Here is a 24,278-nt window from a genome sequence, read left to right as displayed (position 1 = left end):
ACCTGTCCAACTGTCCATATTCTTGAGGAGCGTTGATGGCCCGCCCGTTCCGCTTCGGGGTCAACATGGTCACCCCTTCCACCGGCGACGAGTGGCGCGCGAAGTGCCGCAAGGCAGAGGCGCTCGGCTATGACGTCATCCTGGTCGCCGACCATCTCGGCATGCCCGCTCCGTTCCCCTCGGTGGTCGACCGGATTCTGGAACCCCATGCTGCTCGCCCGTGAGGTGGCGACCACGGACGCGCTCACGGGCGGGCGCTTCGAGCTGGGACTCGGCACGGGCTACGTGAAACCGGAGCACGACGCGGCCGGCCTGCCCTGGGGCACGCCCGGTGAGCGCGTGGACCATCTGCGGCGCACCATAGAGGAGTTGGACAAGCTCCTCGGCTCGGAGGAGCATCTGCCGCGGCCGCTGCGGAAGCCCCGCCCACCGCTCCTCGTCGGCGGCAACGGCGACCGCATGCTGAGGCTCACCGCCGAGCACGCCGACATCGCGGCGTTCACCGGCGCGAAGGCGGCCCCGGGCGACAGCAGCGGCAAGATGAGCCACCTGACGCCCGGGGAACTGGACGAACGGGTCGCCGCCTACCGGCGCTTCGCCGCGGGACGCTGCGCACCGGCCGAGCTGAACCTGCTGATCCAGCTGGTCGAGGTGACCGGCGACCGCCGGGCGGCGATCCGGCCGGTCCTCGAACACATTCCGGGGCTCACCGAGGACGCGGCGCTCGACCTGCCGCTCCTGCTGCTCGGCACCGCCCGGCAGATCGCCGACCAGTTGCGCGCCCAGCGGGAGCGGTACGGCTTCTCGTACATCACCGTCCTCGAACCGTACTTCGAGGCGTTCGGTCCGGTCGTCGAGGAACTCGGCGGCGAGTGAACGCCCGGCCCGCTACTTGGCGGCGAAGCCGTACATCATCACCGTCGCCTTGCCCTTCGTCGACGGGCGGCCCAGCAGGTCGGAGCTGAGGTACAGCTTGTTGTGGCGGTAGAGCAGTTCGGACCGCAGGGGCGACAGCGTGCTCGGCCGGGTGCCCGCGTCGAGGAGCACCGTCTCCTTCTTCAGCGTTTTGCCGTCGAGGGAGACCACCTGCGTGAACGGGGAGCTCTTGTAGACGAGGACGTTCCCGCCGTCCATGCGGATCGGGAAGATGGGCGAGCTGTCGCCCGCCTCGACCCGCTCCCCCGTGGTCTTTCCGGTGGCCAGGGAGAAGACCACGATGTCGTTCGTCGACGAGTACTCCTTCGCCCCGTCACGCTGCTCGGTGGGGACGTAGAGCTTGTCGTTGCCCGCCACGATGCCCCGGCAGTCCTGGACGATGGAGGCGGTGCCGCACTCGTGCAGGTACTTGTCGTCCGGCAGCGAGATCCTCGTACGCCGCTCGCCCTTCTCGTCGAGCGAGAAGACGTCCGTGGCGCCGGACGCGCTGACCTCACCGGAGTCGAGGGCGACCACCACCGGCTGGGTGGAGACCACGCTGGGGGCGTGGACGCCCTCGGGCAGCTTGTGGGTCCACTTCGACTTCCCGGTGGCCGGGTCCAGGAGCTGGACCGTGAACCGCTCCGACCCGTAGTCGCCGCAGGAGCGGACCGCCACAAGACGCTCGCCGCCTCCGTAACCGACGTCGCGGCACTTGTCCCCCTGCTTCGGCTCCCACAGGACGTCGCCGCTGCGCAGATCGAACGCCGCGCCGCCGTAGAGGCCTCCGACGGCGACCGTGTCCCCGCTGATGGTGACCTGGTTGAACGCCGTCTTCTCCTTCTGGTAGCCGATGGTGATCGACTTGGTCCAGAGCTTCTTGCCCCGCTCGACGTCGAACGCGGTGACCTCGGTGCACGGGGCCCGGAAGCCGCGCTCGTCGTGGACCTTGGCCCCCGTGACGACCACGGCGATGCCCCCCTTGCCGACGTCCGGGGAGCCCGCGCACGCCATGCCGGGCTTGGGCAGGGTCCACACGTCGGCGCCCGTGGTGGCGTCGAGCCCCACCAGCTTGTCGACCGAGGCCTTGACGAACACCTTGTCGGTCAGCCAGGACCCCTTGACCTGCCAGGTGCTCTCCCCCTTGGGCAGCTCGGGCTGCACGCCCTTCCCCTTGAAGAAGGCCTTGGGGTCGGCCGGCGGCTTCTCCTCGGGCTTCGCGTACGCGGGCTTCGCGCTGTCGCCGGCCGGCTTGGCCGCGGTCGTGTCCTTGCCGTCCTTCGAGCCGTCGCCGGAGAAGGCGACGTACCAGACTCCGCCGCCGATGATCAGGGCGACCGCGGCGACGACGGAGACGACGATCGCGGTGCGGCGCCCCGGCCGTCTTCCTCCGCCGCCCGGTGGTGGGGTGGGCGCCGGTATCGGCCGGTAGACCTGATGCGGGCCGAAGCCGCTGGGCGGCGGGGCGACGGGCGGGCCGAAGCCGGGGCTCTGCCCCTGCTGGGGCGGGCCGAAGGCGCCGTGCGGGGGCGGGCCGAAGGCGCCCGGGGGAGGCTGAGGGCCTTGCGGGGACTGCTCGGGCGGCGGGGAGGGCTGCGTCATCGTGGCTCCACGGCTGGGACGGGTGGGGTCTGCTGCGAGGTCGGGGCCTGGGCCCGGCCGCCTGTGGGGGCACGGGGGCGCCCGGTGCGGGGCCTCACCGGGCGAAGGCGAGCATGCGGGCGTTGCCCTCCTCGCCCTTGCCGCCGTGCGCCTTGCCGTCCAGGCGCGTGGGAGTGACGAAGAACCGGCCGTCGGCGTACAGCGTGTTCCCGGCGAACATAGCGGCTTCCATCTCCTGGGCCGACGAGGTGTGGCGCAGCAGCACGTCCGGCTTGCCGCCACCGCGGCCGAACCGCACGGTCTGCCCGCTCTTGCCGTCCTGCGCCCGCGCGTAGGCGATCACCCCGGGCCGGTCGGCTCCCGAGGACCCGGGTGCCACCGCCACCGGCGTGATCTGCCGCCCGCCCTCGACCGCACCGGTCCACTTGGGCTTTCCCGTACGCAGATCGAAGGCGACGATCTTGTTGGGCCCAAGGACGCCGTCCTTGGGCTCGCTCGCCAGATAGAACGTGTCCGCGACGACGGCGGCCCCGGGGCAGTTCTGCACGCCCTCGCCGGAGTCGCCCGCCCCCGCGCACATCTCGAACGCGTGCGGGCCCTTGTCGGCGCTGATCCAGGAGCGCTGACGCCCCTTGTCGTCGACGGCGACCACGGCCCACTTCTCCATCTCTTCGCGGTTCTGTACGGCGACCACGGCGGGGTCCACGGAGTAGACCTTCCGGATGTTCCAGCCCTTCTTCGTGCGGTAGTTCCACTTGACGTCGCCGGTGCGGGGGTCGAGCCGCTTGAGGCGGCCGTGCGTGCCGGGGCTGCCCGGCGCGCAGGACTCCACCTGGAGCAGCCGTGAGCCTCCCGCGACGCCGTCGAGGGAGCAGCCGCCCTTTCGCTCCCGCTCCGTCGTGAACAGCCGCTTGCCGTCGCCGATCCGGTAGGCGCGCATGGTGGCGCTCTGGTCGACCATGACGGTGCTGCCCGTGATGGAGACGTGGGTCATGCTGGTGTCGTCCCAGAAGCCGTGGTCGACGAGCTCCTTGTGCCAGCCCTTCTTGCCGGTCTTCAGGTCGATCATCCGCAGCTGGTCGCACTCCGTGTTCCGCTCGGACTTCCGCTTCGTGTAGACGACGACGACCTTGCCGTCCGGTGTGGGGTTGACCGGGGTGTCGCACACCGTTCCGGGCACCGGCACCGACCATGCCTTCGAGCCGTCGTCGGTCCGGTAGCCGGTGACCTCGTCGTACTCGGCCTGGGCCACGATCCCCGGTACGTGCCAGAGGTCCAGGAGCTGTGCGCCCTTGCCCGGCAGCTCGATGTCGTTCATGGCGAGCCAGGCCTTGGCCTCACCGGGCTTGCGCCCCGCGTTGACGTCGATCACGGCGGCCTGCCCGTCGTCCTTCGCGTCGCCGTCCCGGTCCGAGCCTGCCGACTCCCGCCCGCCGTCCGGCGATTGCCGTGTCTGCCCGGCGACGGGCTCACGGGAACCGTTCCCGCCCCCGTCCGCATCTCCCTGTGTGACGGCGTAGACGCCCACACCGATCAGGGCCAGGGCGAGGGCGCCGGCGGCGAGGGCGACACCCAGCCTGCGTTCGGTACCCGTGGAGGGTGGCGGCTGGGCATAGGGATTGCCGGGCACCGGCCGGTGCACCGGCTGCTCGGGCTCACGATTGACCATGAGTGAGATTCTGACCCAACCAACGCCCTTTCTAGAGTCTTTTTCTAGAAAAAGTTTTTATCGCTCGCCGGAGAGGCAGCCGCACTGCTTTCATCTCCCCATGAGTGATCTCCACATCCGCCGCGCGACCCCTTCCGACATCGACACCGTGCTGCGGTTCTGGCGCGACGCCGCGGAGGGGACGAGCATCAGCGACGACCGGGAGGGAGTGGCCCGCCTCGTCGCACGGGACCCCGACGCCCTGCTGCTCGCGGAGCGCGACGGCCGGCTCGCCGGGACCGCGATAGCGGGCTTCGACGGCTGGCGGTGCCATCTGTACCGGCTGGCCGTGCACCCGGACCACCGCCGCCAGGGCATCGGCTCGGCACTGCTCGCCGCGGCCGAGGAGCGTTTCCTGGGGCTCGGCGGGCGCCGGGGTGACGCCATGGTGCTGAACCGCAACGAGCAGGCCCACCACGCGTGGCATGCCGCGGGCTACGCGCCCCAGCCGCAGTGGAGCCGCTGGGTCAAGCACCTCGCCGACTGAGCGGCCGGGGTCGGGGTACTCGCGGACGGTCAGCAGGAGTGGGCTTTGCTGGTCCTTTAAAATGGACGGACCACTCGAACATCAACGAAAGGTGTGAGCGTCCGCCCATGGGCGAGCCTCCCAGTACCCGACATCGCGCATTCCCCCGGTCCCTGCCCGATCATGGGACGGAGGTGACCCGATGACCGAAGTGCTTCTGCTCCTTGTGGCGGTGCTGCTCTCGCTTGCCTGCGGTGTCTTCGTCGCGGCGGAGTTCTCGCTCACGACGGTCGAGCGCAGCGAGCTGGAGCGCGCCGCCGAACGCGGCGAGCGCGGCGCGGCCGGCGCCCTCAAGGCGGTCAAGAACCTCACCTTCCAGCTCTCCGGGGCCCAGCTGGGCATCACCGTCACCAATCTGGTCGTCGGCATGCTCTCCGAATCCTCCATCGCCAAGCTGATCTCGGGGCCGCTGCGCTCCCTGGGCATCCCCTCCTCGGCGGCCTCTTCGGTGGCCCTGGTCATCGGCACGGCCCTGTCGACGGTCTTCCTGATGGTCGTCGGCGAGCTGGTCCCCAAGAACTGGGCGATCTCCTCGCCGCTGGCCGTCGCCAAACGGGTGGCGACACCGCAGCGCCTGTTCAGCTCCCTGTTCCGCCCCTTCATCGCGCATCTGAACAACACCGCGAACCGTTCCGTACGCCGCTTCGGCATCCAGCCCACCGAGGAGCTCGCCTCCGCGCGCAGCCCCAAGGAGCTGGTGGCGCTCGCCCGGCACTCCGCCAAGGAGGGCTCCCTGGAGGCGGACACCGCCGAGCTGTTCGTGCGCACCCTGAACCTCGCCGACCTCACCGCGGAGAACGTGATGACGCCGCGCGTCCAGGTGATGGCCCTGGACGTCCTCGCCACCTGCGAGGACGTCGCGAACGCCACCCGGGCGACGGGCCTGTCCCGCTTCCCCGTCTACCGCGGCAACCTGGACTCGGTCGTCGGCGTCGCGCACATCAAGGACGTCCTCGCGATCCCCGCCGAGCGCAGGGCCCGCTACCCCGTCGCCGAGCTGATGCGCGAGCCCCTCCTCGTACCGGAGACGCTGACCGTCGACCGCCTGCTCGACCGGCTCTCCGGCAAGCGCACGATGGCCGTGGTCATCGACGAGTACGGCGGCACGGCCGGCGTCGCGACCCTGGAGGACATCGTCGAGGAGGTCGTCGGCGAAGTGCGGGACGAGCACGACCCGCACGAGACCTCCGACATCGCCGCCGACGGCACGGACGACGACGGACGCACGCGATACTCCGCCGACGGCGCGGCCCGCACCGACCAGCTGGCCCGCGTCGGCCTGCGCGCACCGGACGGGCCGTACGAAACGCTCGCCGGACTCGTCGCGACCGAGCTCGGCCGCATCCCCGCCGAGGGCGACAGCCTCGACGTGGGCGGCTGGCGGCTCGACGTCGTGGACGCCCGGGGCCGCCGCGCGGCCCGGGTCCTGCTGCACGCACCCCTGCACGACGACCACCAGGAGGAGGAGCGATGATCGCCGTCCAGTTGCTGATCGGCCTTGCGACCCTCGTGGTCAACGGCTTCTTCGTGGGCGCCGAGTTCGCCCTCATCTCCGTACGCAGGAGCCAGATCGAACCGCACGCCGAGGACGGCGACCGGCGTGCCAAGAGCGTGATGTGGGGCCTGCAGCACGTGTCCGCGCTGCTCGCCGCCGCGCAGCTGGGCATCACGCTGTGCACGCTGGTGCTCGGCATCGTCGCCGAGCCCGCGATCGCGCATCTCCTGGAGCCGCTGTTCGACGGGGTCGGGGTGCCGCACGGCCTGGTCCACCCGATCTCGTTCGTCATCGCCCTGACGGTGGCGACATATCTGCACATGCTGCTCGGCGAGATGATCCCCAAGAACATCTCGCTGGCCGAGCCGGTGCGTACGGCGCTGCTGCTCGGTCCGCCGCTCGTCGCGATCGCGCGGGGGCTGCGCCCGGTCATCTTCGCGATCAACGCGTTCGCCAACGGCCTCCTGAAACTGCTCAGGGTCGAGGCGAAGGACGAGGTGAGCGCGTCCTTCTCCGACGACGAACTCGCCCGGATGGTCAAGGACTCCAGCGAGGCGGGTCTGATCGACGACCGCGCCCAGGAGCGGCTGCACGACGCCCTCGAACTGGGCCGCCGCCCCGTCAGGGATGTGGTGCTCCCGCTGGAGAGCGTGGTCTACGCCCGCGTGGGCGTGACGCCCGAGGAGCTGGAGCGGCTCTCGGCGGAGTCCGGTTTCTCGCGCTTCCCCGTCGTGGACGACGGCCGTCGCATCGTCGGCTATCTGCACGTCAAGGACGCGCTCGACCGGATGCCGCGCGATCTGCCGTTCCGGGTGCCGGACATGCGCAAGATCGCCCAGGTCCGGGAGGTCACGCCGCTGGACGACGTGCTGACCGCGATGCGCGGCAGCCGTACGCATGTGGCGGCGGTGCTCGGCTCTGACGGCAGGCTGGCCGGCATGGTCACCATGGAGGACGTCCTGCGGGAGCTGTTCGGTCAGCCCGTCTGAATCCGGCCGGCCCGTCTGATGCGAGGGGGATGCGCACCGTGAGTCAACTCGTCCTGCGCGACGTGTCGTACGGATATCCGGAGCGCCCGGTACTCGAACGGGTCTCCCTGTCCGTGCGGCCCGGCGAGAAGGCGTGCGTCATCGGGGAGAACGGGTCGGGGAAGTCGACGCTCCTGCGCCTGATGGCGGGCGAGTTCACGCCCGCCGAGGGCGAGGTGGCCGTCGTCTCGGACGGCGGCGCCGGGTATCTCGCGCAGACCCTGGCCCTGCCGCCGCACGCCACCGTGCAGGACGCGGTGGACGACGCGCTCGCCGAGCTGCGGGATCTGGAGCGGCGGATCCGCGAGGCGGAGGACGCGCTCGGCTCGGCGGGTCCCGCCGGACTCGCCGCGTACGGAGACCTCGTCGCCGCATTCGAGGCACGCGACGGCTACCGCGCCGACGCGCGCATCGAGGCGGCCCTGCACGGTCTCGGCGTGCCGCACCTGGCGCGCTCCCGCACGCTGGGATCGCTCTCCGGCGGCGAGGCCGCGCGTCTGGCGCTCGCCTGCGTCCTGGCCCCGCAGCCCGAACTGCTCCTCCTGGACGAGCCGACGAACCACCTGGACGACCACGCGCTCGGCTGGCTCGAGGAGCGGCTGCGCGCACACCGGGGCACGGTCGTCGCCGTCACCCACGACCGGGTCTTCCTCGACCGGGTCGCCGAGGTGATCGTCGAGGTCGACGGCGACCGCGGATCGGTGGCCCGCTTCGGCGGCGGCTGGCACGGCTATCTGGAGCAGCGGGCCACGGCCCGGCGCCGCTGGGAGGAGCGCTACCGCGAGTGGAGCGAGGAGGTCGAACGCCAGGAGCGGCTCGCCGAGGGCGGCAGCAAACGGCTCGCGGTCGGCTGGCGGATGAGCGAGAGCCCGCGTTTCGCGAGCAACAACCGGTCCGTGGAGGGCCAGCTCTCCGGCATCGTGCGCAATGCGCGCGAGCGGCTGCGCAGACTGCGCGCGGAGCCGGTGCCGCGCCCGCCCGACCCCCTGCACTTCACGGCCGGTGAGGGCATCGAGGGCGGCGACCACCCCTTCGTACGGCCGGTCCTGCTGGACGGCATCCGCGTGGGCGAGCGCCTGGCCGTCGACCGCCTGCTGCTCGACCCGGGTTCGCGCACGCTGGTGACCGGGGTGAACGGCGCGGGCAAGTCGACGCTGCTCGGCGTCCTCGCGGGGGCCCTGACCCCGGACCGCGGGGAGGCCCAACTCCCCGCCCGCATCGGCTATTTGCCGCAGGAGATCGCGTACCTCACCTACGAGGACACGGCGAGGCCGCTGCTCGACGCCTTCGCGGCGGGGCTCGCCGGACTCCCCGAGGACCACGCCCCGGCGCTCCTGGCCCTGGGCCTCTTCCGCGAGGAGGACCTGGTGGTGCCGGTGAAGGGGCTCTCGGTGGGCCAGCGCCGCCGCCTGGCCCTCGCGCGCCTGGTGACGCGCCCGGCCGACCTCCTCCTGCTGGACGAGCCGACGAACCACCTCTCCCCCGCCCTGGTCGAGGAGCTCGACGCGGCGCTCGCGGGTTACCGGGGCACGCTGGTCGTGGTGTCGCACGACCGGAGGCTGCGGGAGCGGTTCCGGGGCGACCGGCTTTCGGTGGAGGCCGGACGGGTGGTCCGGCCGTAGGTGGGGCAGGTCAGGGCAGGGCCCGACGGCGGTGGGCGGCACTGGGCGTCTCCGTGATGCCGGGCCCGCGTGCCCCGACGTTCGCGGCCCCGACCGCCGTGAGGACGGCGAGCAGCGTCGCCATCCCCGCGGTGGCGAGCGCCGCCTTCCACTCCACGTCCAGAAGGGTCGTCGCCCCGGCGACCAGGACGGCGGCGAGCGACTGTGCGAAGGTACGGAGCGCGCGCTCCGCGGTGGCCTTCCAGAATCCAGCGGTCCACATGGCTGACCCCACCTCTCGTGGTTGACGGGTCAACACCTGGCATACCGCTGTCACGTGTCGTTGCCCAGGAGGTCGGCGGGTCGCAGGGGCGCACTCGAAGATCGAGACCGTGCCCCGTCGCCGCGTCGACGGCTCGTGTTCCGTGCCGCGCCCGAACCGGACGTGCCCTTCGTCGACGGCGGCGACATCCTCACCGCCGCGGGCATCGCCGCCCATCTGCGCCTCCTGATGCGCCGGGAGACGGGGCTGGCCCCCTCCGTCTACCGGCGGGTCCGGGAGGGGCCCTTCAGCGTCTGTGCGCGCCCCGCCCGCGGGCCACCGCTTTGGCGTCCTTCTTGAACGCCCACTCCATGTCGGGCTCCATCGCGAACCGGAAGAGCCGCTGCACCGGTGGGGTGCAGAGCACGGTGATGAGGGTCGCGGCGCCGAGCGTGACCGTGATCTCGCCGAGCGGTGTGTGCAGCCAGTCCAGTTCGTACCAGTCCCAGAAGCGGGAGCCCTTGGCGATGAAGCCGTGCAGCAGGTAGCCGTAGAGGGTGCCCGCGCCGAGCGCCGTGAACCAGAGCCTGCGGCCGGGGACCCAGGCGAAGAAGCACGCGACGAGGACCATCGAGCAGCCGAACATCCCGAGCGTCATCACCGCCCCGTACCAGCCGGGCGCCGCCAACTCCTGTGCGCTGTCCCTGCGGTAGAACCAGGCGGCGTTCATGCGCGGCGCCGCCCAGTAGGCGAACAGCAGGGCGCCCGCGAAGACGGGCAGCGCGAGGATGCGGGCCTCCCGGCGGCGCACGATCTGGAAGTGCTCGGGCTTCAGGCACAGGCCCAGGACGAAGAACGGCAGGAACTGGAGCACCCGTTGCAGGTCCAGGTCGTCGCCGATGTCCGGCGAGACGGAGGCGAGCACGGCGATGGCGAGCGCGATCGGCAGGGGCCGGCGCACCACCTTCCACAGCGGGGTGGTGAGCCGCCAGACGAAGAGCGCGACCAGGAACCAGGTGAGATACCAGGGGTCGAGCAGGCTGATCGGGTACGTCGGGTCGTCGCCCGCCCAGCGCTTGAAGAAGGTGTACGCGACCTCGAAGATGACGTACGGCACCGCGATGCCCGTCACCAGGCGCTTGAGGCGGCCGGGGCTCGCGTCGAAACTCCGCGAGAAGTAGCCGGAGATGACGATGAACGCCGGCATGTGGAAGCTGTAGACGGTGATGTAGAGCGCGGCCGCCGCCCGGCTGTCGCCGCGCAGCGGCTCCCACGCATGGCCCATCGCGACCAGCACGATCGCCAGGTACTTCGCGTTGTCGAAGAACGAGTCCCGCCGCTTGACCAGCGGCTGCGGCGTCACGGTGGGGGCCGCAGGCGCCGCCGCGGGTGCGTTGCGCGCGGCGGGCAGGGGCGAGCGCACCGCCCCTGCCTGGTTCATCGCGCGGACAGGCTCACTCACGGGACCTCCCGGGGGAACCCGGGCCCGCGGTCGCGCGTCTTACGTTGGATGCGGGTGCTACACCTGTGTAGAACATCACGGGCACCCTAGCCACCGAAGCCCTCGCGCGTACAGTCGCGCCACCTGAGAATCGGCTGAACGCCGCCGCCGGATCAGCCGAGCGCCGCCGGGGAGGGACCGACCAGCTCGGACAGGACGTCCTCCATGGTGACGAACCCGAGCACCGTGCCGCTCTCACCGGTGACCGCGGCGAGGTGACTGCCCGCGGCCCGCAGCGCGGTGAGGGTGTCGTCGAGCGGGGTGTCGATGTGCACCCGCGTGACCTTGTGCAGGGCGCTGCGCGGGAACGGCTTCTCCCGCTCGGTGGCGCCCAGGGTGTCCTTGATGTGGAGGTAGCCGAGCAGGGTGCCGTCGGGTCCGGTCACCGGGAAGCGGGAGAAGCCCGCGTCCGCGGCCACCCGCTCCAGGCGCGCCGGGGTGACGGAGTGCTCGACGGTGCGCATCTGGGCCGTCGGTACGAGGATCTCGCCGACCGGCCGGGTGCCGAGCTCCAGTGCGTCGCGCAGCCGCTCGCCGTCGGCCGCCGTCAGGAGCCCGGCCGCGCTGGAGTCGACGACCATGCGGGCGAGCTGGTCGTCCGTGTAGACGGACTCCACCTCGTCCTTCGGCTCGACCTTCAGGAGCTTCAGCAGGGTGTTGGCGAAGGCGTTGATGCCGAAGACGACCGGCTTGAGGGCGCGGGTGAGGGCCACCAGGGGCGGCCCGAGCAGCAGGGCGGTCCTGGCGGGCGCGGCGAGCGCGATGTTCTTGGGGATCATCTCGCCGATCAGCATGTGCAGATACGTCGCCACGGTCAGGGCGATGACGAAGGCGATCGGGTGCACGAGGGCGTGCGGGATGTGGACCGCCTCGAAGGCGGGCTCCAGGAGGTGCGCGATGGCGGGTTCCGCGACCGCGCCGAGCACCAGCGAGGAGACGGTGATGCCGAGCTGGGCCGTGGCCATCATCGCGGAGATGTGCTGCAGGCCCCACAGGGTGATGCGGGCGCGCTTGTCGCCTTCCTGCGCGCGGGGTTCGATCTGGCTGCGGCGTACGGAGATCAGGGCGAACTCGGCGCCGACGAAGAAGGCGTTGGTGAGCAGGGTCAGGGCGCCGATGGCGAGCTGGAGCGTGGTCATCGTGCCTCTTCCACGGCCTGGCGGGGCACCTGGAGTGCCGGTTCGGTGATGCGGATGCGGTCGGCGCGGTGGTGCTCGACCGTCAGGACGGCCAGCTGCCAGCCGTCGAGGTCGACGGCGTCGCCCTTGGCGGGGATGCGGGTCAGCCGGGTGGCGATCAGGCCGGCCACGGTCTCGTACGGTCCTTCGGGCGCGGTGAGCCCTATCGCGGCGAGCTGGTCGATGCGGACGCCGCCGTCGGCCTCCCAGGCGGTGCGGCCGTCCTGGTCCGCCTGGGCGGGCAGCAGGTCGGGGACCTCGACGGGGTCGTGCTCGTCGCGGACCTCGCCGACGACCTCCTCGACGATGTCCTCCACCGTCGCGACACCGGCCGTGCCGCCGTACTCGTCGATGACGACGGCCATCGTGCGGGTCTCCCGCATCCGCTCCAGAAGCCGGTCTGCGGGCAGGCTGTCGGGCACGAGGAGGGGCTCGGCGGCCAGCTCCGTGACCGGGGTGAGCTGCCGCTGCTCGGGGGCCAGGGCCAGCACGTCGCGGATGTGGACGGTGCCGATGACCTCGTCCAGGCTGTCGCGGAAGACGGGGAAGCGGGACAGGCCCGTGGCGTGCGTCAGGTTCGCGGCGTCGGCGGCCGTGGCGTGCGCCTCCAGGGCGCGTACGTCGACGCGCGGGGTCATCACGTTCTCCGCGGTCAGTTCGCTCAAGTGCAGGGTGCGGACGAACAGTTCGGCGGAGTCCGCCTCCAGGGCGCCCTCGGCGGCCGAGCGCCGGGCGAGGGCGACCAGCTCCTCGGGGGTGCGCGCGGAGGCGAGCTCCTCGGCGGGCTCGAGGCCGAAGCGGCGTACGACGTGGTTCGCGGTGTTGTTCAGATGCCGGATGAAGGGGCCGAAGGCGGTGGTGAAGCCGCGCTGCGGAGCCGCCACCACCTTGGCGACGGCCAGCGGCCGGGAGATCGCCCAGTTCTTCGGCACCAGCTCGCCGACGACCATCAGGATCACGGTGGACAGCGCCACGCCGAGCAGGGTGGCCGTGGTCGGGGCCGCGCCGCCGAGTCCGGCCGCTTCCAGGGGGCCGCGCAGGAGCGCCGCGAGGGAGGGTTCGGCGAGCATGCCGATCACCAGGGACGTGACGGTGATGCCGAGCTGGGCGCCGGACAGCTGGAGGGTGAGGCGCCGGACGGCCTTCAGGGCGCCTTCGGCACCTCGCTCCCCCGCCTCGGCGGCGCGCTCCAGGTCACCGCGCTCGACGGTGGTCAGGGAGAACTCGGCGGCCACGAACAGCGCGCAGGCGAGCGTGAGGAGCAGGGCGAGCAGCAGAAGCAGGATCTCGGTCACCGTGCCACCCCCGTCCCCTCGCGCTTTGCCGGCGGGCGGGACATGGCACGGTTCGTACTGGGAGGCTCACCCATTGCGGGTCCGTGGCTCCTTCTCGTACTCGTACGAAGTGTCGTACGAGGGCGGTGGCATGGAAGCGGTAGTGCTTCTACACCCACTGTAAAGGAACAGCAAAGCAGCTCCGCTAGAGCGGGGTGGCCGCGTGCAGGATGAGGACCATCGTCACGGCGGAGTTCGCCGACGACATGACGGATGCCGCGGCGCCCGCTGCCGCCGCCCACGACGCGAGCCCCACCGCGGTGAACAGGGACGGCCAGCTGCGGCCCGCGGGAGCCGGGCCGAGGAGGGCCGCGACCCGGCGGGGCACGGGCCCCGGCGCGGCCAGTCCCGCCAGGGTCGGGGCCGGGGCGCCCCGGGAGTGCAGGGCCGCCTTGCCGATCGCGCGGGCCACGGTTCTGCGGTCGCCGACGGTGTGGGCGGCGTCCTCGTCGGCCCAGCGCTCGGTCGTGTACGACACCGCCGTGCGCAGCGGGCGGAGGAAGGGGTTGGCGCGGGCGGCCAGCTGTACGGCGAGGAGGTAGCGGTGGTGCCGGGTCGCGAGGTGGGCGCGTTCGTGGGCGAACAGGGCGCGGCGCTCGGCGGGTTCGAGGCAGTCCAGGAGAGCCGTGGTGACCACGACCCGGTCGCGGGCTCCGCCGGGCAGCGCGTACGCGTAGGGCACGTCGTCGGGCAGGACCGCGACGGCGGTGCCGGGCAGGCCGGCCAGCGCGCGGTGGGCGCGGCGGCGCACCTGGCGGTGGCGCCACAGGGTCCTGCCGCAGGCCACGGCCACGGCGATCAGACCGGGGATGGCGAGACGTCCGGCGACCTCGTCGTACGGCACTGCCGCGCGCACCTCGGGGTCGGACCAGCCGTCCGGCAGCGGGTTACCGGGCAGCTGGGCCGTGCCGACGACCATCAGCAGGCCCAGGCACAGCGTGCTGGCGAGCGCCATGACGACGGCGACCGTCGTGAGCAGCCGGGTGGCGGTCCGCGGGTGCAGGCGCTGCTCGGCGAGCCGGGCGACGGGCCAGGCCGTCAGGGGCAGCACCAGCGGCAGAAGGACGAACATCCCCATGACGGTTCAGACGTCCTTCTCCGTCTCGGCCTGCCCCAGGAGCTCACGCAGCAGCCGCTCGTCGCCCGGTGGCAGCGCGGTGAGGAAGCTGGCGAGTACCGCCTCCCGGTCGTGCTCGCCGTCGAGCACCTTGCGCATCTTGCGCGCCGCCAGGCCCGCCTCGTCGGCCGCCGGCGTCCACGCGAAGGAGCGGCCCGCGCGCTCGCGGGTCACCGCGCCCTTGCCCAGGAGCCGGGTCAGGATCGTCACGACGGTCGTGTACGCGAGGTCCCCGCCGAGCCGCTCCTGGACCCAGCCCGCGGTCGCGGGACCTTGTGCCTCACGCAGGGCCGAGAGGACCTGCGCCTCCAGCTCACCCTGCCCCCGCCGCCGGGAACGCCGCCGCTGCTCCGCCACGCCCGTCTCCCTTCGCTGCCCGCTGGTCCCGGACGAGTGCCCGATCGTCCAGGACGAGGCTAACGCCCGCCCGCCGGTGGCGTGCCACGGCGCCTGCCGCTGATGCCGGGAGTCGCGCCGCGGGCGCGGCCAAAAGGGCGTTGCACCGGTCTCGTGGCGCGCACTAAGGTCACTCGGGTGACTGCCGGGTCGGCCATGGGCCACGTACGAGTGAGGCATCCGGCCTCGGCGTGAGCGCGAGGCGGGCCAGAGGCCCGCCGTCCCCTCTTCCGTCTTTGCTCCCCGCGCCCCGCGCGGCGCGTTTTCAGCGCAATCCAAGACCCGGAAGAGGCATCACCCATGCAGCACACCCAGCCCCCGCACGATCCCACTGCGCCTGTCGCCACGGTCCAGTTGAACCACACTGCCGTCTACGCCAAGGACCGGCGGCTGTCGGCCGAGTTCCTCGCCGTGCTCCTGGGCCTGGAGGTCGGCGCCCCGTTCGGGCCGTTCCTGCCCGTCGATCTCGGCAACGGCGTGACGCTCGACTACTACGAGCTGAGCACGGAGCCGGTCCAGTCGCAGCACTACGCGTTCCTCGTGCCCGACGAACAGTTCGACACCATGATCGACCGCCTGGATGCGGTGGGGGTCACCTACTACGCCGATCCCAGCCACACCGAACCCGGCAAAATCAACCGCCTGTTCGGTGGCCGGGGCGCGTACTTCGCCGACCCGTCCGGCCACAACATGGAGATCATGACCCGGCCCTACGCGCGCCCCTGACGCCTGCGGGCCGAACGACGTGATTAGGGCACCGCGCCCCGCCCGCTCCCGCAGCGTGCGGGGCGCGGGCGCCCGGCCGGGGCGGCTGTGACCTGCCCCGGGGCCACCACCCGTGGGGCGGCGGGGCGAGCTGATGTCCCGAGCGCCGTAGGGGCCCCAGGAGCCGTCCGGTTGACGTACTCCGCGCCCCGGGCGGAAGAACACGCGCACGCGCGACGGTCGGCGCAAAAGGCTCATTGCGGCACTTGTCCGGCGGCAGTAAGAAGAGGACTCGACCCTTAAACGTTGCGGCCGCGGCGTCCTGCAAGGCATCACATCGCAGCTCTGAGAGAAGCCGGGTGATCCAGAATGGCGCAAGATCCACACACCGCAGTGACGAACGAACCGGACGACGGAGCCGTAACCCTGGCCGCCGAGCAGGGAGCGATCCTGCAGCCGCCCTCCGAGGGGACAGAGGGCCAGGCCCAGCAGTCGACGGGTGAGGGCCTGGAGCACGTCGAGAACTACCGCCGCCCGGAGCACTTCGCGCCGGAGGCCTGGACGGCTCCGACCGCCTCGCTCCCCGACATCGGCGAGGCCTCGTTCGGCCCGCCGCCGCTGGCTCCGGAGACCGTGCACGGCCCCGACGACCGCATCCAGATCACCAACACCAGCGTCTACCCGTGGCGGGTGCACTGCTACCTGCTGATCACCGCCCGCGACAACGCCCTCTACCAGGGCACCGGCTGGCTCCTCGGACCGCACACCCTCGCCACGGCGGGGCACGTCGTCTACATCAAGAACAGCGGCGTGGCCGGCCGGGACGGCTGGGTGAAGAGCATCCAGGTCATGCCGGGACGCAACGGGGCCTCGCTGCCCTACGGCAGCATCACCTGCACGAGCTTCCGCTCCGTGACCGGCTGGACGAGCAACGGCGACGAGAACTTCGACTACGGCGCCATCATCACGCCCTCCAACATCGGTTCCACCACGGGCTGGTTCGGCTTCGGCGTATGGTCGGACTCGGACCTGCTCAAGACCACCGGCAACATCTCCGGCTATCCGGGCGACAAGCCGTCCGGGACGCAGTGGTACGCGGCGCGCGGCATCGACTCGGTCGCCCCGCGCAAGGTGTACTACGACATCGACACCGCGGGCGGACAGAGCGGCAGCTCCGTCTACCGCATCGACAGCACCGGCCGCTACGGCTTCGGCATCCACGCCTACGGCGGATCCCGGGTGAACTCGGGAACCCGGTTCACCACCCCGGTCTACAACAACTACGTGGCCTGGAAGGCGTGAGCGCACCCCGATGAACGGCAGCAGTTCGGCAGTGGAGATCACCGGCGTCGTCCGCGATATTTCGGGCACCCCGGTGCCGGGCGCCAACGTCCTGTTCACCGACGGCCCCCAGCCCCTGCCGGACCTCGCTGCCGTGACGGACGCCGGGGGACGGTTCTCCCTCGTCGCCCCCACAGCGGGCGAGTACACGCTCATCTGCCGGGCGGACCCTCTCATGGGTCCGTCCGGTACGGCCGAGGCCACGGTCCGTGTCGAACCCTCGGCGCAGGCCGTGCCCGCGGCGCGGCTGCGGGTCGAGATGACCCTCGGCTGAGGGGCGTGTACGGCGCCGACCGGCAGCGGTGGACGTGCGTGGTGCGCGAGTCGTGTCTACCGTCACGTGCATGAACACTGTCCCGCAGCGTTTCGAGATCCTGCTGGTCCCCGAGTTCTCGGGGGACGGCACGAGTACGACCGATGCCCGCGGCGCCCTGCGCTCGGCCGTCGTGGTGGCCACGGGCGAGACCGGGGCGTCCGGGTTCCCCCGGTACACGGGGGACGGGATGGAGGCCGACATCGACCCCGCGACCCGCACCGTCGAAGCGCTCCTGGTCGACGGTTCCGAGCTGGACTACGGGCTCTCGGCGCGGGTCGGGGACCTGTAGCGCGGCCGGCGCACCGGCCGGGTCACAGCGGTGGGGCCACGTCCGCGGCGAGGCGTGCCAGCGCATGTGCGAGGCCCGGCGGCGCAGAGGCGGCCGGGGCGGGTCCGACGTCGCCGGCGGGCGAAACGGTCCCCACCACGGCGTCGCCCTCGTGGACCAGGATGTGGCTGGGCGGCCGGAGTTGGCGTGCCTGGTCGATGACCGTGGCGGCGTCTCCGGCGAAGCGGGCGCTGAGGTCGATGACCAGGACGTCGGGCAGCAGGGCGCGGGCCCGCGCCAGGGCGAGGAAGCTGTCGTCCGTCTGGGAGATGACGTACACGCCGGAAACGGTCTCGATCTGCGGGATCAGCTCCCTGGCCCGGTGATCGGCGGCCAGCACCAGCACGGTCAGCACGTCGCACTTGCCCTTCGCGTGGTCCAGCCTGATCGTTTCAGCATGTCATCCGACGCGGCGGATCCCGCGACCTCCGCGGCGCAGGCGTGTCGGCCGCGCCGCGACCTTAATTGTGGAGTTCTTTTCTAGATACATATTCTAGTTTCGACGGGACGATGGGATAGGGTCCCACCATGACGCACAGGGGCAGAGCGGGCCCGGCGCGCTATGGCGCCTAAGCAGCAGCGCGGCGAAGCCACCGCCGACCGACTCCTGGACGCGGCCCTCGAGGTGTACGCCACGTCGGGCCGGCCCGGATTCACCGTGAACGCGGTCACCACTGCGGGGGGCGTCAGCCTCGGCAGCCTCTATCACCACTTCGGCAGCATCGACGGTCTCGCCGCCGCGCTGTACACCCGCTGCATGGAGCAGCTGTTCGACGAGATGATCGCCGCGCTGAGCCGGGCGCGCACCGCACGCACCGGAGTCCGCGCCCTGGTCACCGCCTATCTGCGCTTCACCGAGGAGCACCCGGACGCCGCGCTCTTCCTGCACGCCTCCGCCTATTCCGGCTACCTCGCGGCCCACGCCGACCAGATCCGCTCGGCCAAGGCCGCCAAGCTGGCGGTCATCGCCCAGTGGATGCTGCCGCGGGTCGTGTCGGGCGAGATCGCCCCCGTGCCGGGACCCGTTCTTGAGGTCCTGGTCATGGGGCCGGTCGCCGAGGCCGCGCACCGCTGGCTCGCCAGTACGTACGACATGGATCTCGCCGAGGCGGCGCGGTTCCTGCCCGACCGGATCTGGTGCTCGCTGCGGCCCGACTAGAGCGGCAGGTCGACCCGGGTGAGGTGCTCGGGGGTGAGCGCGCGCAGGAAGTCCGGGGCGTCGAACGCCTCCCCGGCCGCGCGGACGCCCGGCGCCCCGCCGCGTCCGTCGAGGATGCGTTCGAGTGCCGCCACGACCAGCGGCGCCGTCACGGCGTAGATGTCGCGCCCCTCCGCGACCGCCCGGCGGGTCCGGTCACCGCGCCGGACGACCGCCTCGACGGCGAAGGTCTGCGCGGAGCGCCCGCCCGCGTCGGCGGGAACGGGCTCCGGAGTGTCCGCGGCGCGGATGTCCCGCAGCGGCGCGAGGTTCATCACGGCGCGCACCTCGGGGGTGCGCACATGGCGCGGCAGCGTGACCTGGTCGGCCGTCGCGAACGCGGAGGCATCCTGGGTGCCGAACGGCTTGGGGAAGTCCCACGCGAAGACGTCCTGCGAGTAGCCGAAGGGGATCAGCCTGCCTCCGGAGTGGACCAGGTGCTGACCGGCGTTGCTCTCCCCCGTGACACGGGTGCCCCGCGTCGGGTGCCAGCTGTCGAGGGCGTACGCGAGCGTGATCTCGTCCGCGTCCGGCCAGTCCCCCAGGGCCGCGGTGGCCAGCAGGTCACCCAGACCGCCGTAGAACGCCAGGGACGGCGCGACGACGACGCCCGCCTCCCGCGCACGCTCTCCGTAGGTGTCGAACAGGGCGGCGGTGACGCCCTGTTCGGCGGCGACGTCCAGGTACGGGATACCGGCACGCAGCGCCGCGTCCACGACGGGAAAGGACGTCGCGAGGAACGGCCCCGCGCAGTTGACGACCGCCACCGCTCCGTCCAAAGCGCGGTCGAGGGACGCCGCGTCCTCGGTGGAGGCCACGCGCACCGGAGCGTCCGGGGCCAGGCCCCGCAGCGCGTCGAGCCTTCCCCGGTCCCGCCCCACGAGCAGCGGCTTCGCGCCGCGGCGCAGCAGCTCCGCGACGACGAAGCGGCCCGTGTGACCCGAGGCGCCGACGACGGCGACCGTCCGTCCGCCGGACCAGACGTCGGCGTACGGCGCGGCAGGCGTGGAGGGGGTGTTGCTCATCGTTGGCTCCCGTTGTCCGGAGGGCGGTGTGCCCTGTGCGCACCATGCTCCGCGCCCGCCGGGCGCCCCACCAGTGGCCGGAATGACGAGGGGCGTACAGTTTCGGACATGAGGACCGTGGCGATGGCACTTCCCGAGGGCAGCATGCTCTTCGAGGCCGCCGCGGCCTTCGAGGTCTTCGGCTCGGACCACTCCGATCTGGCCGGGTCCTGGTACTCGTTCACCGTGTGCGGCGCGGACGGGACGCGGGTCGGGAACTGGCTTCGCGCCGAGACGTCCCACGGCCTGGAAGCCGTCGCCACCGCGCAGACGGTGATCGTCCCGGCCTGGCGCGACATCGACCAGGACCCGCCGGGCGATCTGGTCGACGCCCTGCGCACCGCACACGCGGCGGGCGCCCGGATCGTCTCGCTGTGCACCGGCGCCTTCGTCCTCGCCGGAGCGGGCCTCCTCGACGGCCGCAGGGCCACCACGCACTGGGCGCACGCGGAGCGGCTCGCCGCGCGCCACCCCCGCGTCAGGGTCGACGCCGGTGTCCTGTTCACCGACGAGGGCAGCGTGCTCACCTCGGCGGGGAAGGCCGCGGGGATGGACCTGTGCCTGCACATCGTCCGCGCCGACCACGGGGCGACGGTGGCCAACGCGCTGGCCCGGCGGCTGGTGACCCCGCCCCACCGGGACGGCGGCCAGGCGCAGTTCATCCCGGCGCCGGTGGCGCACGGGCGTGACCATCCGCTGGCCGGCCTGCTGCCCTGGGTGCTCGCCCGCCTCGATCAGCCGCTCACCGTGGAGGACCTGGCCCGGCAGGCGGGCATGAGCAGCCGCAACCTGTCCCGGCACTTCCATGCCGTCACCGGCACCGCGCCGCTGCGCTGGCTGCTCAGCCAACGTGTGCGCCTCGCCCAGGAGTTGCTGGAGTCGGGCGACGACAGCGTCGAACGGATCGCGGCCCGGACGGGGATGGGCACGTCCGCCACGCTGCGGCGCCACTTCGCGCGCGTCACGGGTCTGCCGCCCGAGGCCTACCGAAGGACTTTCGGGGCCTCCTGACCCCCGTCGGCCCGCGCGGCCGGACATGAACCGCCCCTCGGCCGACTGTTTGCCGGACTCGGGGGTACTCGGCTGCCATGCGAATCCACAGCCAGCCGTTCGACCGCTGACCACAGACGCCCCGATCGGCACCCACGTCGCGTGGGCGCCCATCGGCCGGCCTCAGCGCCGAACGGACCACGAGAACAAGGGAGGCAGCCATGATCACCGCCGTCATCATCGCCGTGGTCGTCATCGCGGCAGCCGCCGTCCTCTTCGTCGGACTGCGGCGAACCAGGGGCGGCGGAAGCGGCCTGAAGCACCGCTTCGGGCCCGAGTACGACCACACCGTCGCACGTCACGACGGCGACGTACGGGCAGCTGAACAGGAACTCCGCGAGCGCGTACGGCTCCACGGCTCGGTCAAGTCCGAGCCCCTGCCGCCCGGCGCCCGCGAGCGCTACGTGGCCCAATGGGCCGGCGTCCAGGAGCAGTTCGTCGAATCACCGCAGCAGGCCGTCACCGAGGCCGACGCGCTCCTGGCCCGCCTGGCCAGGGACCGGGGCTTCCCGGACGGCGCGCACTTCGACGAGCAGCTCGCCGCGCTCTCCGTCCACCACGCGCACTCCGTCCACGGCTACCGCAGCGTGCACACGGCGGCGCGCGGACAGGGCGGCACCGAGGAAATGCGGGAGGCCATGGTCGAGGCCCGGCGCCTCTTCGACTCCCTGGTGGCCGAGCACCCGGCCGACTCCACCCGCAACGGCAGGCCGGCCACCGCCGACCGCGGCCACACGTCGTGGGCACTGCCCCGGCGCCATGCGAAGGGAAGTGGCACATCATGACGGACGCCCAGCGCTTCACACCGCGAGAGCAGGCCATCGGCAGCGCCGCCCCCGCTCCCACGCCCCCCGCGCACAATCCTGTTCCCGCCCCTGTTCCCGCCCCTGAGCCCGCACCCGCGCACGCCCACGAATCCGTGCTGCTCCCGCAGGACGAACGGGACAAGTTCGGTCTGCGGCTCCAGCAGGCGCTCAGCACCTTCGTCGAGAGCCCGCGCCAGGCGGTGGAGGAGGCCGACAGCCTCCTCGACGACACGGTCAGGCACCTGACGGAATCCCTCACGGAACGACGGCTCACCCTGCGCGCGAGCTGGCAGGACCACGACACCGAGGCGCACACGGAAGAGCTGCGCCTGGCACTGCGGGAGTACCGCGAGTCCATGGAAAGGCTGCTGCGCATCTAGGCGGCGGCCGGGGACAGTTCGCAGCGCACGAGTTCTCAGCGCACCGGCCGGGAACGGGCAGATGTCCATGCCTGTTCCCGGCCGGTGCGCTGTGTGCTGAGCGCTGTGTGCCGCGCTGCCGGGATCAGCCGTTGGGGAGGATGACCGCCCGGCCGTCGATCCGGCCTTCGTGCAGGTTCTCGTACGCCTTGGGGGCGTCGTCCAGTGCGTACGTCTCCACATGGACGTCGATCGCGCCGGAGCGGGCCAGGTCGAGGACCTCGATCAGCTCGGCCCTGCTGCCCCAGTAGGGGGCGCGGACCGCAGCGTCGTAGGGGGTCGTGCCGAAGCCGACGGACGCGGCCCCGCCGCCGATGCCGACGAGGGTGACGTCCGCCTCCACCGCGGCGACGGCGGTCGCCGTGGCGACGGTGGGCGGCGCCCCGACGAAGTCGAAGACGGCCTGGGCACCGAGGCCGCCGGTCAGCTCACGGACCTTCGCCGCGGCGTGCTCGTCCGACAGGACGGTCTCGTGGGCGCCGACCTGCTGGGCGAGGCGCAGCTTCGCGTCGGTGACGTCCAGGGCGATCACCCGCGCCGGGGTCAGCGCGCGCAGCAGCTGGATGGCGACGTGCCCCAGGCCGCCGGTGCCGATGACCACGGCGGTGCTGCCGGGGGTCAGCTTGGGCAGGGAGGTCTTGATGGCGTGGTACGGGGTCAGGCCCGCGTCGGTGAGCGGCACGGCGGTCACCGGGTCGAGGCCGCCGAGCGGGACCAGGTGGCGCGCGGCGTCCACGATCATGTACTCGGCGATGGCGCCGGGCGCTCCGAGTCCGGGCGGCAGGATGCCGAGGTCGGCGGCGCGCGTGCAGTAGTTCTCCTTGCCCTGCGCGCACATCAGACAGGCACCGCAGCCCCACGGTCCGTAGACGGCCACGGAGTCGCCGACCTCGAATCCCGTGACGCCCTCGCCCAGCACGGCGACGGTCCCCGCGCCCTCATGGCCGAGGGTGAGCGGCAGCGGGAAGCCCAGCGCCTCCTGGGGCCAGCTCATCACCGCGATGTCGGAGTGGCAGACGCCCGCGGCGGTGACCTTCAGGAGCACCTGGCCGGGACCCGGCTCGGGGCGCGGGACGGTGACCACCTCGGGGGCGGCGCCGACGGTGCGGTACTGGACGGCCTTCATCACGGCGGGCAATGCGGGGCGTTCTTGCGCTGACATCTGGGATGCCTCTTCTCGTTCTGCGTGCTCTGCGCTGGTGTCCCCCTGTCTCCGACTGTACTCCTCGTAATGTCCCAATGAGACACGTGACCCACTGAGACATCGCACTCCGCGGTGCCGACGGCATCGGCCGATGCCGGGCGACTCAACAGGCTCTCGATGCAGCCCAGTTGAGGCATACTGCGGAAATCTAAGTGCTCACTATCGATGGGGAAGGCGAACCCACCCTCATGACACGCAGCTATGACCAGTCCTGTCCCGCGGCGCGGGCCCTGGACGTCGTCGGCGGCCGCTGGTCCCTGCTGATCGTGCGCGAGCTGCTGCTCGGCCCCCGGCGCTACACCGACCTCGTCGCGGGACTGCCCGGCATCGGCCCGAACGTCCTCGCCGAACGGCTGCGCGCGCTGCGCGAGGCGGGCGTCCTCAGCCAGACCAAGCTGCCGCCTCCCGCGCCGTCCGCGGTCTACGAACTGACCGAGCTCGGCGCCTCGATGCGCCCACTGGTGGACGAGCTCACCCGCTGGGGCATGCGGCTGCCGACCTCACCCCGGCCCGGCGACACCTTCCGGCTCAGCTGGGTCCTCGGCTGCCTGCGCGCCAGCTTCCGGCCCGAACAGGCGGGCGGTGTGCGAGAGACGTACGAGATCCGGGTGAACGGCGACGCGTTCCACCTCCGGGTCGACGACGGCGTACTCGACATCCGCAACGGCAGCGCCGCCGACCCCGCCTGCGTCATCACCACCGATCTCCGGACCTTCATGGCCGTCGGCGCACGGCTCGTGGACATCCAGGACGCCGTCGCGCGCGGGCTCGCCGAGCTGGAGGGCGAGCTCCCGGCAGCCGTGCGGGCGATCGCCATCCTCGGCGCGCACCCCGAGGCCATCGGCGACCGGCACGGCATCGTCGGCGCCGTCGGAGCCGCGTTCCGTCCCGACCGCGCCATCGGCGTGCGCGAGACGTACGAGTGGGTGGTCGGCGAGCTCGTCTTCCACGCCCGCGTCGACGACGGCACCGTCGAGATGAATCTCGGCCCCGCCCCGGACGCGGCCACCACAGTCGTCACCGACCTGGGCACCCTGCTCCAGCTGGGCGTGGGCTCCCTGCCGCTCGAGGACGCGCTCAGCGCCCAGGTCGTCAGCGTCAACGGCGACCTGGACGCGGCGCTGCGGATGGCGGACGCCTTCGGCCTGGTCCGCGCCCAGGGGCCGGTCGCCGCGCGCTGACGA

General features: G+C 72.1%; 24 protein-coding genes and 1 pseudogene. 14 read left to right on the top strand and 11 right to left on the bottom strand.

The window, feature by feature from the left end:
• The first annotated feature begins 35 nt into the window (after positions 1 to 35).
• Positions 36 to 876: pseudogene (locus ACFUPX_RS15095) on the top strand (TIGR03621 family F420-dependent LLM class oxidoreductase).
• 12 nt (positions 877 to 888) lie between these two features.
• On the opposite strand, the gene ACFUPX_RS15090 reads toward ACFUPX_RS15095, so the two are convergent.
• Complete coding sequence (locus ACFUPX_RS15090) at positions 889 to 2,517, bottom strand: PQQ-binding-like beta-propeller repeat protein (protein ID WP_383321148.1); 1,629 nt, start codon at positions 2,515 to 2,517, stop codon at positions 889 to 891.
• A 94-nt stretch (positions 2,518 to 2,611) separates the two neighbouring features.
• Entirely contained in the window at positions 2,612 to 4,186 is a 1,575-nt protein-coding gene (locus ACFUPX_RS15085; protein WP_383321145.1) for a PQQ-binding-like beta-propeller repeat protein, read from the bottom strand.
• Positions 4,187 to 4,286: 100 nt separating this feature from the next.
• Between ACFUPX_RS15085 and ACFUPX_RS15080 the strand changes: the two genes are divergently transcribed.
• The 4 genes from ACFUPX_RS15080 (at position 4,287) to ACFUPX_RS15065 (ending at position 8,896) form a co-directional block, all read left to right on the top strand.
• Positions 4,287 to 4,712 (top strand): GNAT family N-acetyltransferase, encoded by a 426-nt coding sequence (locus ACFUPX_RS15080; RefSeq protein ID WP_383321142.1) that lies wholly within the window; start codon positions 4,287 to 4,289, stop codon positions 4,710 to 4,712.
• 181 nt (positions 4,713 to 4,893) lie between these two features.
• Positions 4,894 to 6,225 (top strand): hemolysin family protein, encoded by a 1,332-nt coding sequence (locus ACFUPX_RS15075; protein WP_383321139.1) that lies wholly within the window; start codon positions 4,894 to 4,896, stop codon positions 6,223 to 6,225.
• Positions 6,222 to 7,235, top strand: a complete 1,014-nt coding sequence (locus ACFUPX_RS15070) for a hemolysin family protein (protein ID WP_383321136.1) — start codon at positions 6,222 to 6,224, stop codon at positions 7,233 to 7,235. The genes ACFUPX_RS15075 and ACFUPX_RS15070 overlap by 4 nt, the downstream gene beginning before the upstream one ends.
• 29 nt (positions 7,236 to 7,264) lie before the next feature.
• On the top strand, positions 7,265 to 8,896 hold the full coding sequence (locus ACFUPX_RS15065; protein ID WP_383321133.1) for an ABC-F family ATP-binding cassette domain-containing protein: 1,632 nt from the start codon (positions 7,265 to 7,267) through the stop codon (positions 8,894 to 8,896).
• Positions 8,897 to 8,906: 10 nt separating this feature from the next.
• On the opposite strand, the gene ACFUPX_RS15060 is transcribed toward ACFUPX_RS15065, so the two are convergent.
• The 6 genes from ACFUPX_RS15060 to ACFUPX_RS15035 all read right to left on the bottom strand — a co-directional run bounded on the left by ACFUPX_RS15060 (position 8,907) and on the right by ACFUPX_RS15035 (position 14,624).
• A complete protein-coding gene (locus tag ACFUPX_RS15060) occupies positions 8,907 to 9,158 on the bottom strand; it encodes a holin (RefSeq protein WP_383321130.1) in 252 nt (83 codons plus the stop codon).
• Positions 9,159 to 9,444: 286 nt separating this feature from the next.
• Complete coding sequence (locus ACFUPX_RS15055) at positions 9,445 to 10,578, bottom strand: acyltransferase family protein (RefSeq protein ID WP_383321440.1); 1,134 nt, start codon at positions 10,576 to 10,578, stop codon at positions 9,445 to 9,447.
• A 173-nt stretch (positions 10,579 to 10,751) separates the two neighbouring features.
• Entirely contained in the window at positions 10,752 to 11,777 is a 1,026-nt protein-coding gene (locus tag ACFUPX_RS15050) for a hemolysin family protein (protein ID WP_383321127.1), read from the bottom strand.
• Entirely contained in the window at positions 11,774 to 13,111 is a 1,338-nt protein-coding gene (locus ACFUPX_RS15045) for a hemolysin family protein (RefSeq protein WP_383321124.1), read from the bottom strand. The genes ACFUPX_RS15050 and ACFUPX_RS15045 overlap by 4 nt, the downstream gene beginning before the upstream one ends.
• A 184-nt stretch (positions 13,112 to 13,295) precedes the next feature.
• Entirely contained in the window at positions 13,296 to 14,228 is a 933-nt protein-coding gene (locus ACFUPX_RS15040; RefSeq protein WP_383321121.1) for a M56 family metallopeptidase, read from the bottom strand.
• A gap of 6 nt (positions 14,229 to 14,234) precedes the next feature.
• Positions 14,235 to 14,624, bottom strand: coding sequence for a BlaI/MecI/CopY family transcriptional regulator (locus ACFUPX_RS15035; RefSeq protein ID WP_383321118.1), 390 nt, complete (start codon positions 14,622 to 14,624; stop codon positions 14,235 to 14,237).
• Positions 14,625 to 14,963: 339 nt separating this feature from the next.
• Between ACFUPX_RS15035 and ACFUPX_RS15030 the strand changes: the two genes are divergently transcribed.
• The 4 genes from ACFUPX_RS15030 to ACFUPX_RS15015 all read left to right on the top strand — a co-directional run bounded on the left by ACFUPX_RS15030 (position 14,964) and on the right by ACFUPX_RS15015 (position 17,314).
• Positions 14,964 to 15,389, top strand: a complete 426-nt coding sequence (locus tag ACFUPX_RS15030; protein ID WP_383321115.1) for a VOC family protein — start codon at positions 14,964 to 14,966, stop codon at positions 15,387 to 15,389.
• A 372-nt stretch (positions 15,390 to 15,761) separates the two neighbouring features.
• Positions 15,762 to 16,670 (top strand): trypsin-like serine peptidase, encoded by a 909-nt coding sequence (locus tag ACFUPX_RS15025; protein ID WP_383321112.1) that lies wholly within the window; start codon positions 15,762 to 15,764, stop codon positions 16,668 to 16,670.
• A 10-nt stretch (positions 16,671 to 16,680) separates the two neighbouring features.
• Complete coding sequence (locus tag ACFUPX_RS15020) at positions 16,681 to 16,983, top strand: carboxypeptidase-like regulatory domain-containing protein (protein ID WP_383321109.1); 303 nt, start codon at positions 16,681 to 16,683, stop codon at positions 16,981 to 16,983.
• A 70-nt stretch (positions 16,984 to 17,053) separates the two neighbouring features.
• Complete coding sequence (locus ACFUPX_RS15015; RefSeq protein ID WP_383321106.1) at positions 17,054 to 17,314, top strand: hypothetical protein; 261 nt, start codon at positions 17,054 to 17,056, stop codon at positions 17,312 to 17,314.
• A 22-nt stretch (positions 17,315 to 17,336) separates the two neighbouring features.
• On the opposite strand, the gene ACFUPX_RS15010 is transcribed toward ACFUPX_RS15015, so the two are convergent.
• Entirely contained in the window at positions 17,337 to 17,708 is a 372-nt protein-coding gene (locus tag ACFUPX_RS15010; protein WP_383321103.1) for a hypothetical protein, read from the bottom strand.
• Between the two features lie 207 nt (positions 17,709 to 17,915).
• Between ACFUPX_RS15010 and ACFUPX_RS15005 the strand changes: the two genes are divergently transcribed.
• Complete coding sequence (locus ACFUPX_RS15005; protein WP_383321100.1) at positions 17,916 to 18,512, top strand: TetR/AcrR family transcriptional regulator; 597 nt, start codon at positions 17,916 to 17,918, stop codon at positions 18,510 to 18,512.
• Here the strand turns inward: ACFUPX_RS15005 and ACFUPX_RS15000 are convergent.
• Positions 18,509 to 19,576, bottom strand: a complete 1,068-nt coding sequence (locus tag ACFUPX_RS15000) for a saccharopine dehydrogenase family protein (RefSeq protein WP_383321097.1) — start codon at positions 19,574 to 19,576, stop codon at positions 18,509 to 18,511. The genes ACFUPX_RS15005 and ACFUPX_RS15000 overlap by 4 nt on opposite strands.
• Before the next feature lie 108 nt (positions 19,577 to 19,684).
• Between ACFUPX_RS15000 and ACFUPX_RS14995 the strand changes: the two genes are divergently transcribed.
• From ACFUPX_RS14995 to ACFUPX_RS14985, 3 genes are all read left to right on the top strand, one after another.
• Entirely contained in the window at positions 19,685 to 20,626 is a 942-nt protein-coding gene (locus ACFUPX_RS14995; protein ID WP_383321095.1) for a helix-turn-helix domain-containing protein, read from the top strand.
• Between the two features lie 200 nt (positions 20,627 to 20,826).
• Positions 20,827 to 21,450, top strand: coding sequence for a hypothetical protein (locus ACFUPX_RS14990; protein WP_383321092.1), 624 nt, complete (start codon positions 20,827 to 20,829; stop codon positions 21,448 to 21,450).
• Entirely contained in the window at positions 21,447 to 21,851 is a 405-nt protein-coding gene (locus ACFUPX_RS14985; RefSeq protein WP_383321089.1) for a hypothetical protein, read from the top strand. The genes ACFUPX_RS14990 and ACFUPX_RS14985 overlap by 4 nt, the downstream gene beginning before the upstream one ends.
• A 124-nt stretch (positions 21,852 to 21,975) precedes the next feature.
• Here ACFUPX_RS14985 and ACFUPX_RS14980 read toward each other — a convergent pair whose 3' ends face one another.
• Entirely contained in the window at positions 21,976 to 23,016 is a 1,041-nt protein-coding gene (locus ACFUPX_RS14980; RefSeq protein ID WP_383321437.1) for an NAD(P)-dependent alcohol dehydrogenase, read from the bottom strand.
• Between the two features lie 266 nt (positions 23,017 to 23,282).
• Between ACFUPX_RS14980 and ACFUPX_RS14975 the strand changes: the two genes are divergently transcribed.
• A complete protein-coding gene (locus ACFUPX_RS14975) occupies positions 23,283 to 24,275 on the top strand; it encodes a winged helix-turn-helix transcriptional regulator (protein WP_383321086.1) in 993 nt (330 codons plus the stop codon).
• Positions 24,276 to 24,278: the final 3 nt, after the last annotated feature.

This window comes from Streptomyces sp. NPDC057302 (assembly GCF_042667685.1).
Taxonomy (GTDB): Bacteria; Actinomycetota; Actinomycetes; order Streptomycetales; family Streptomycetaceae; genus Streptomyces.
This window is presented reverse-complemented; position numbering and strand designations above follow the sequence as displayed.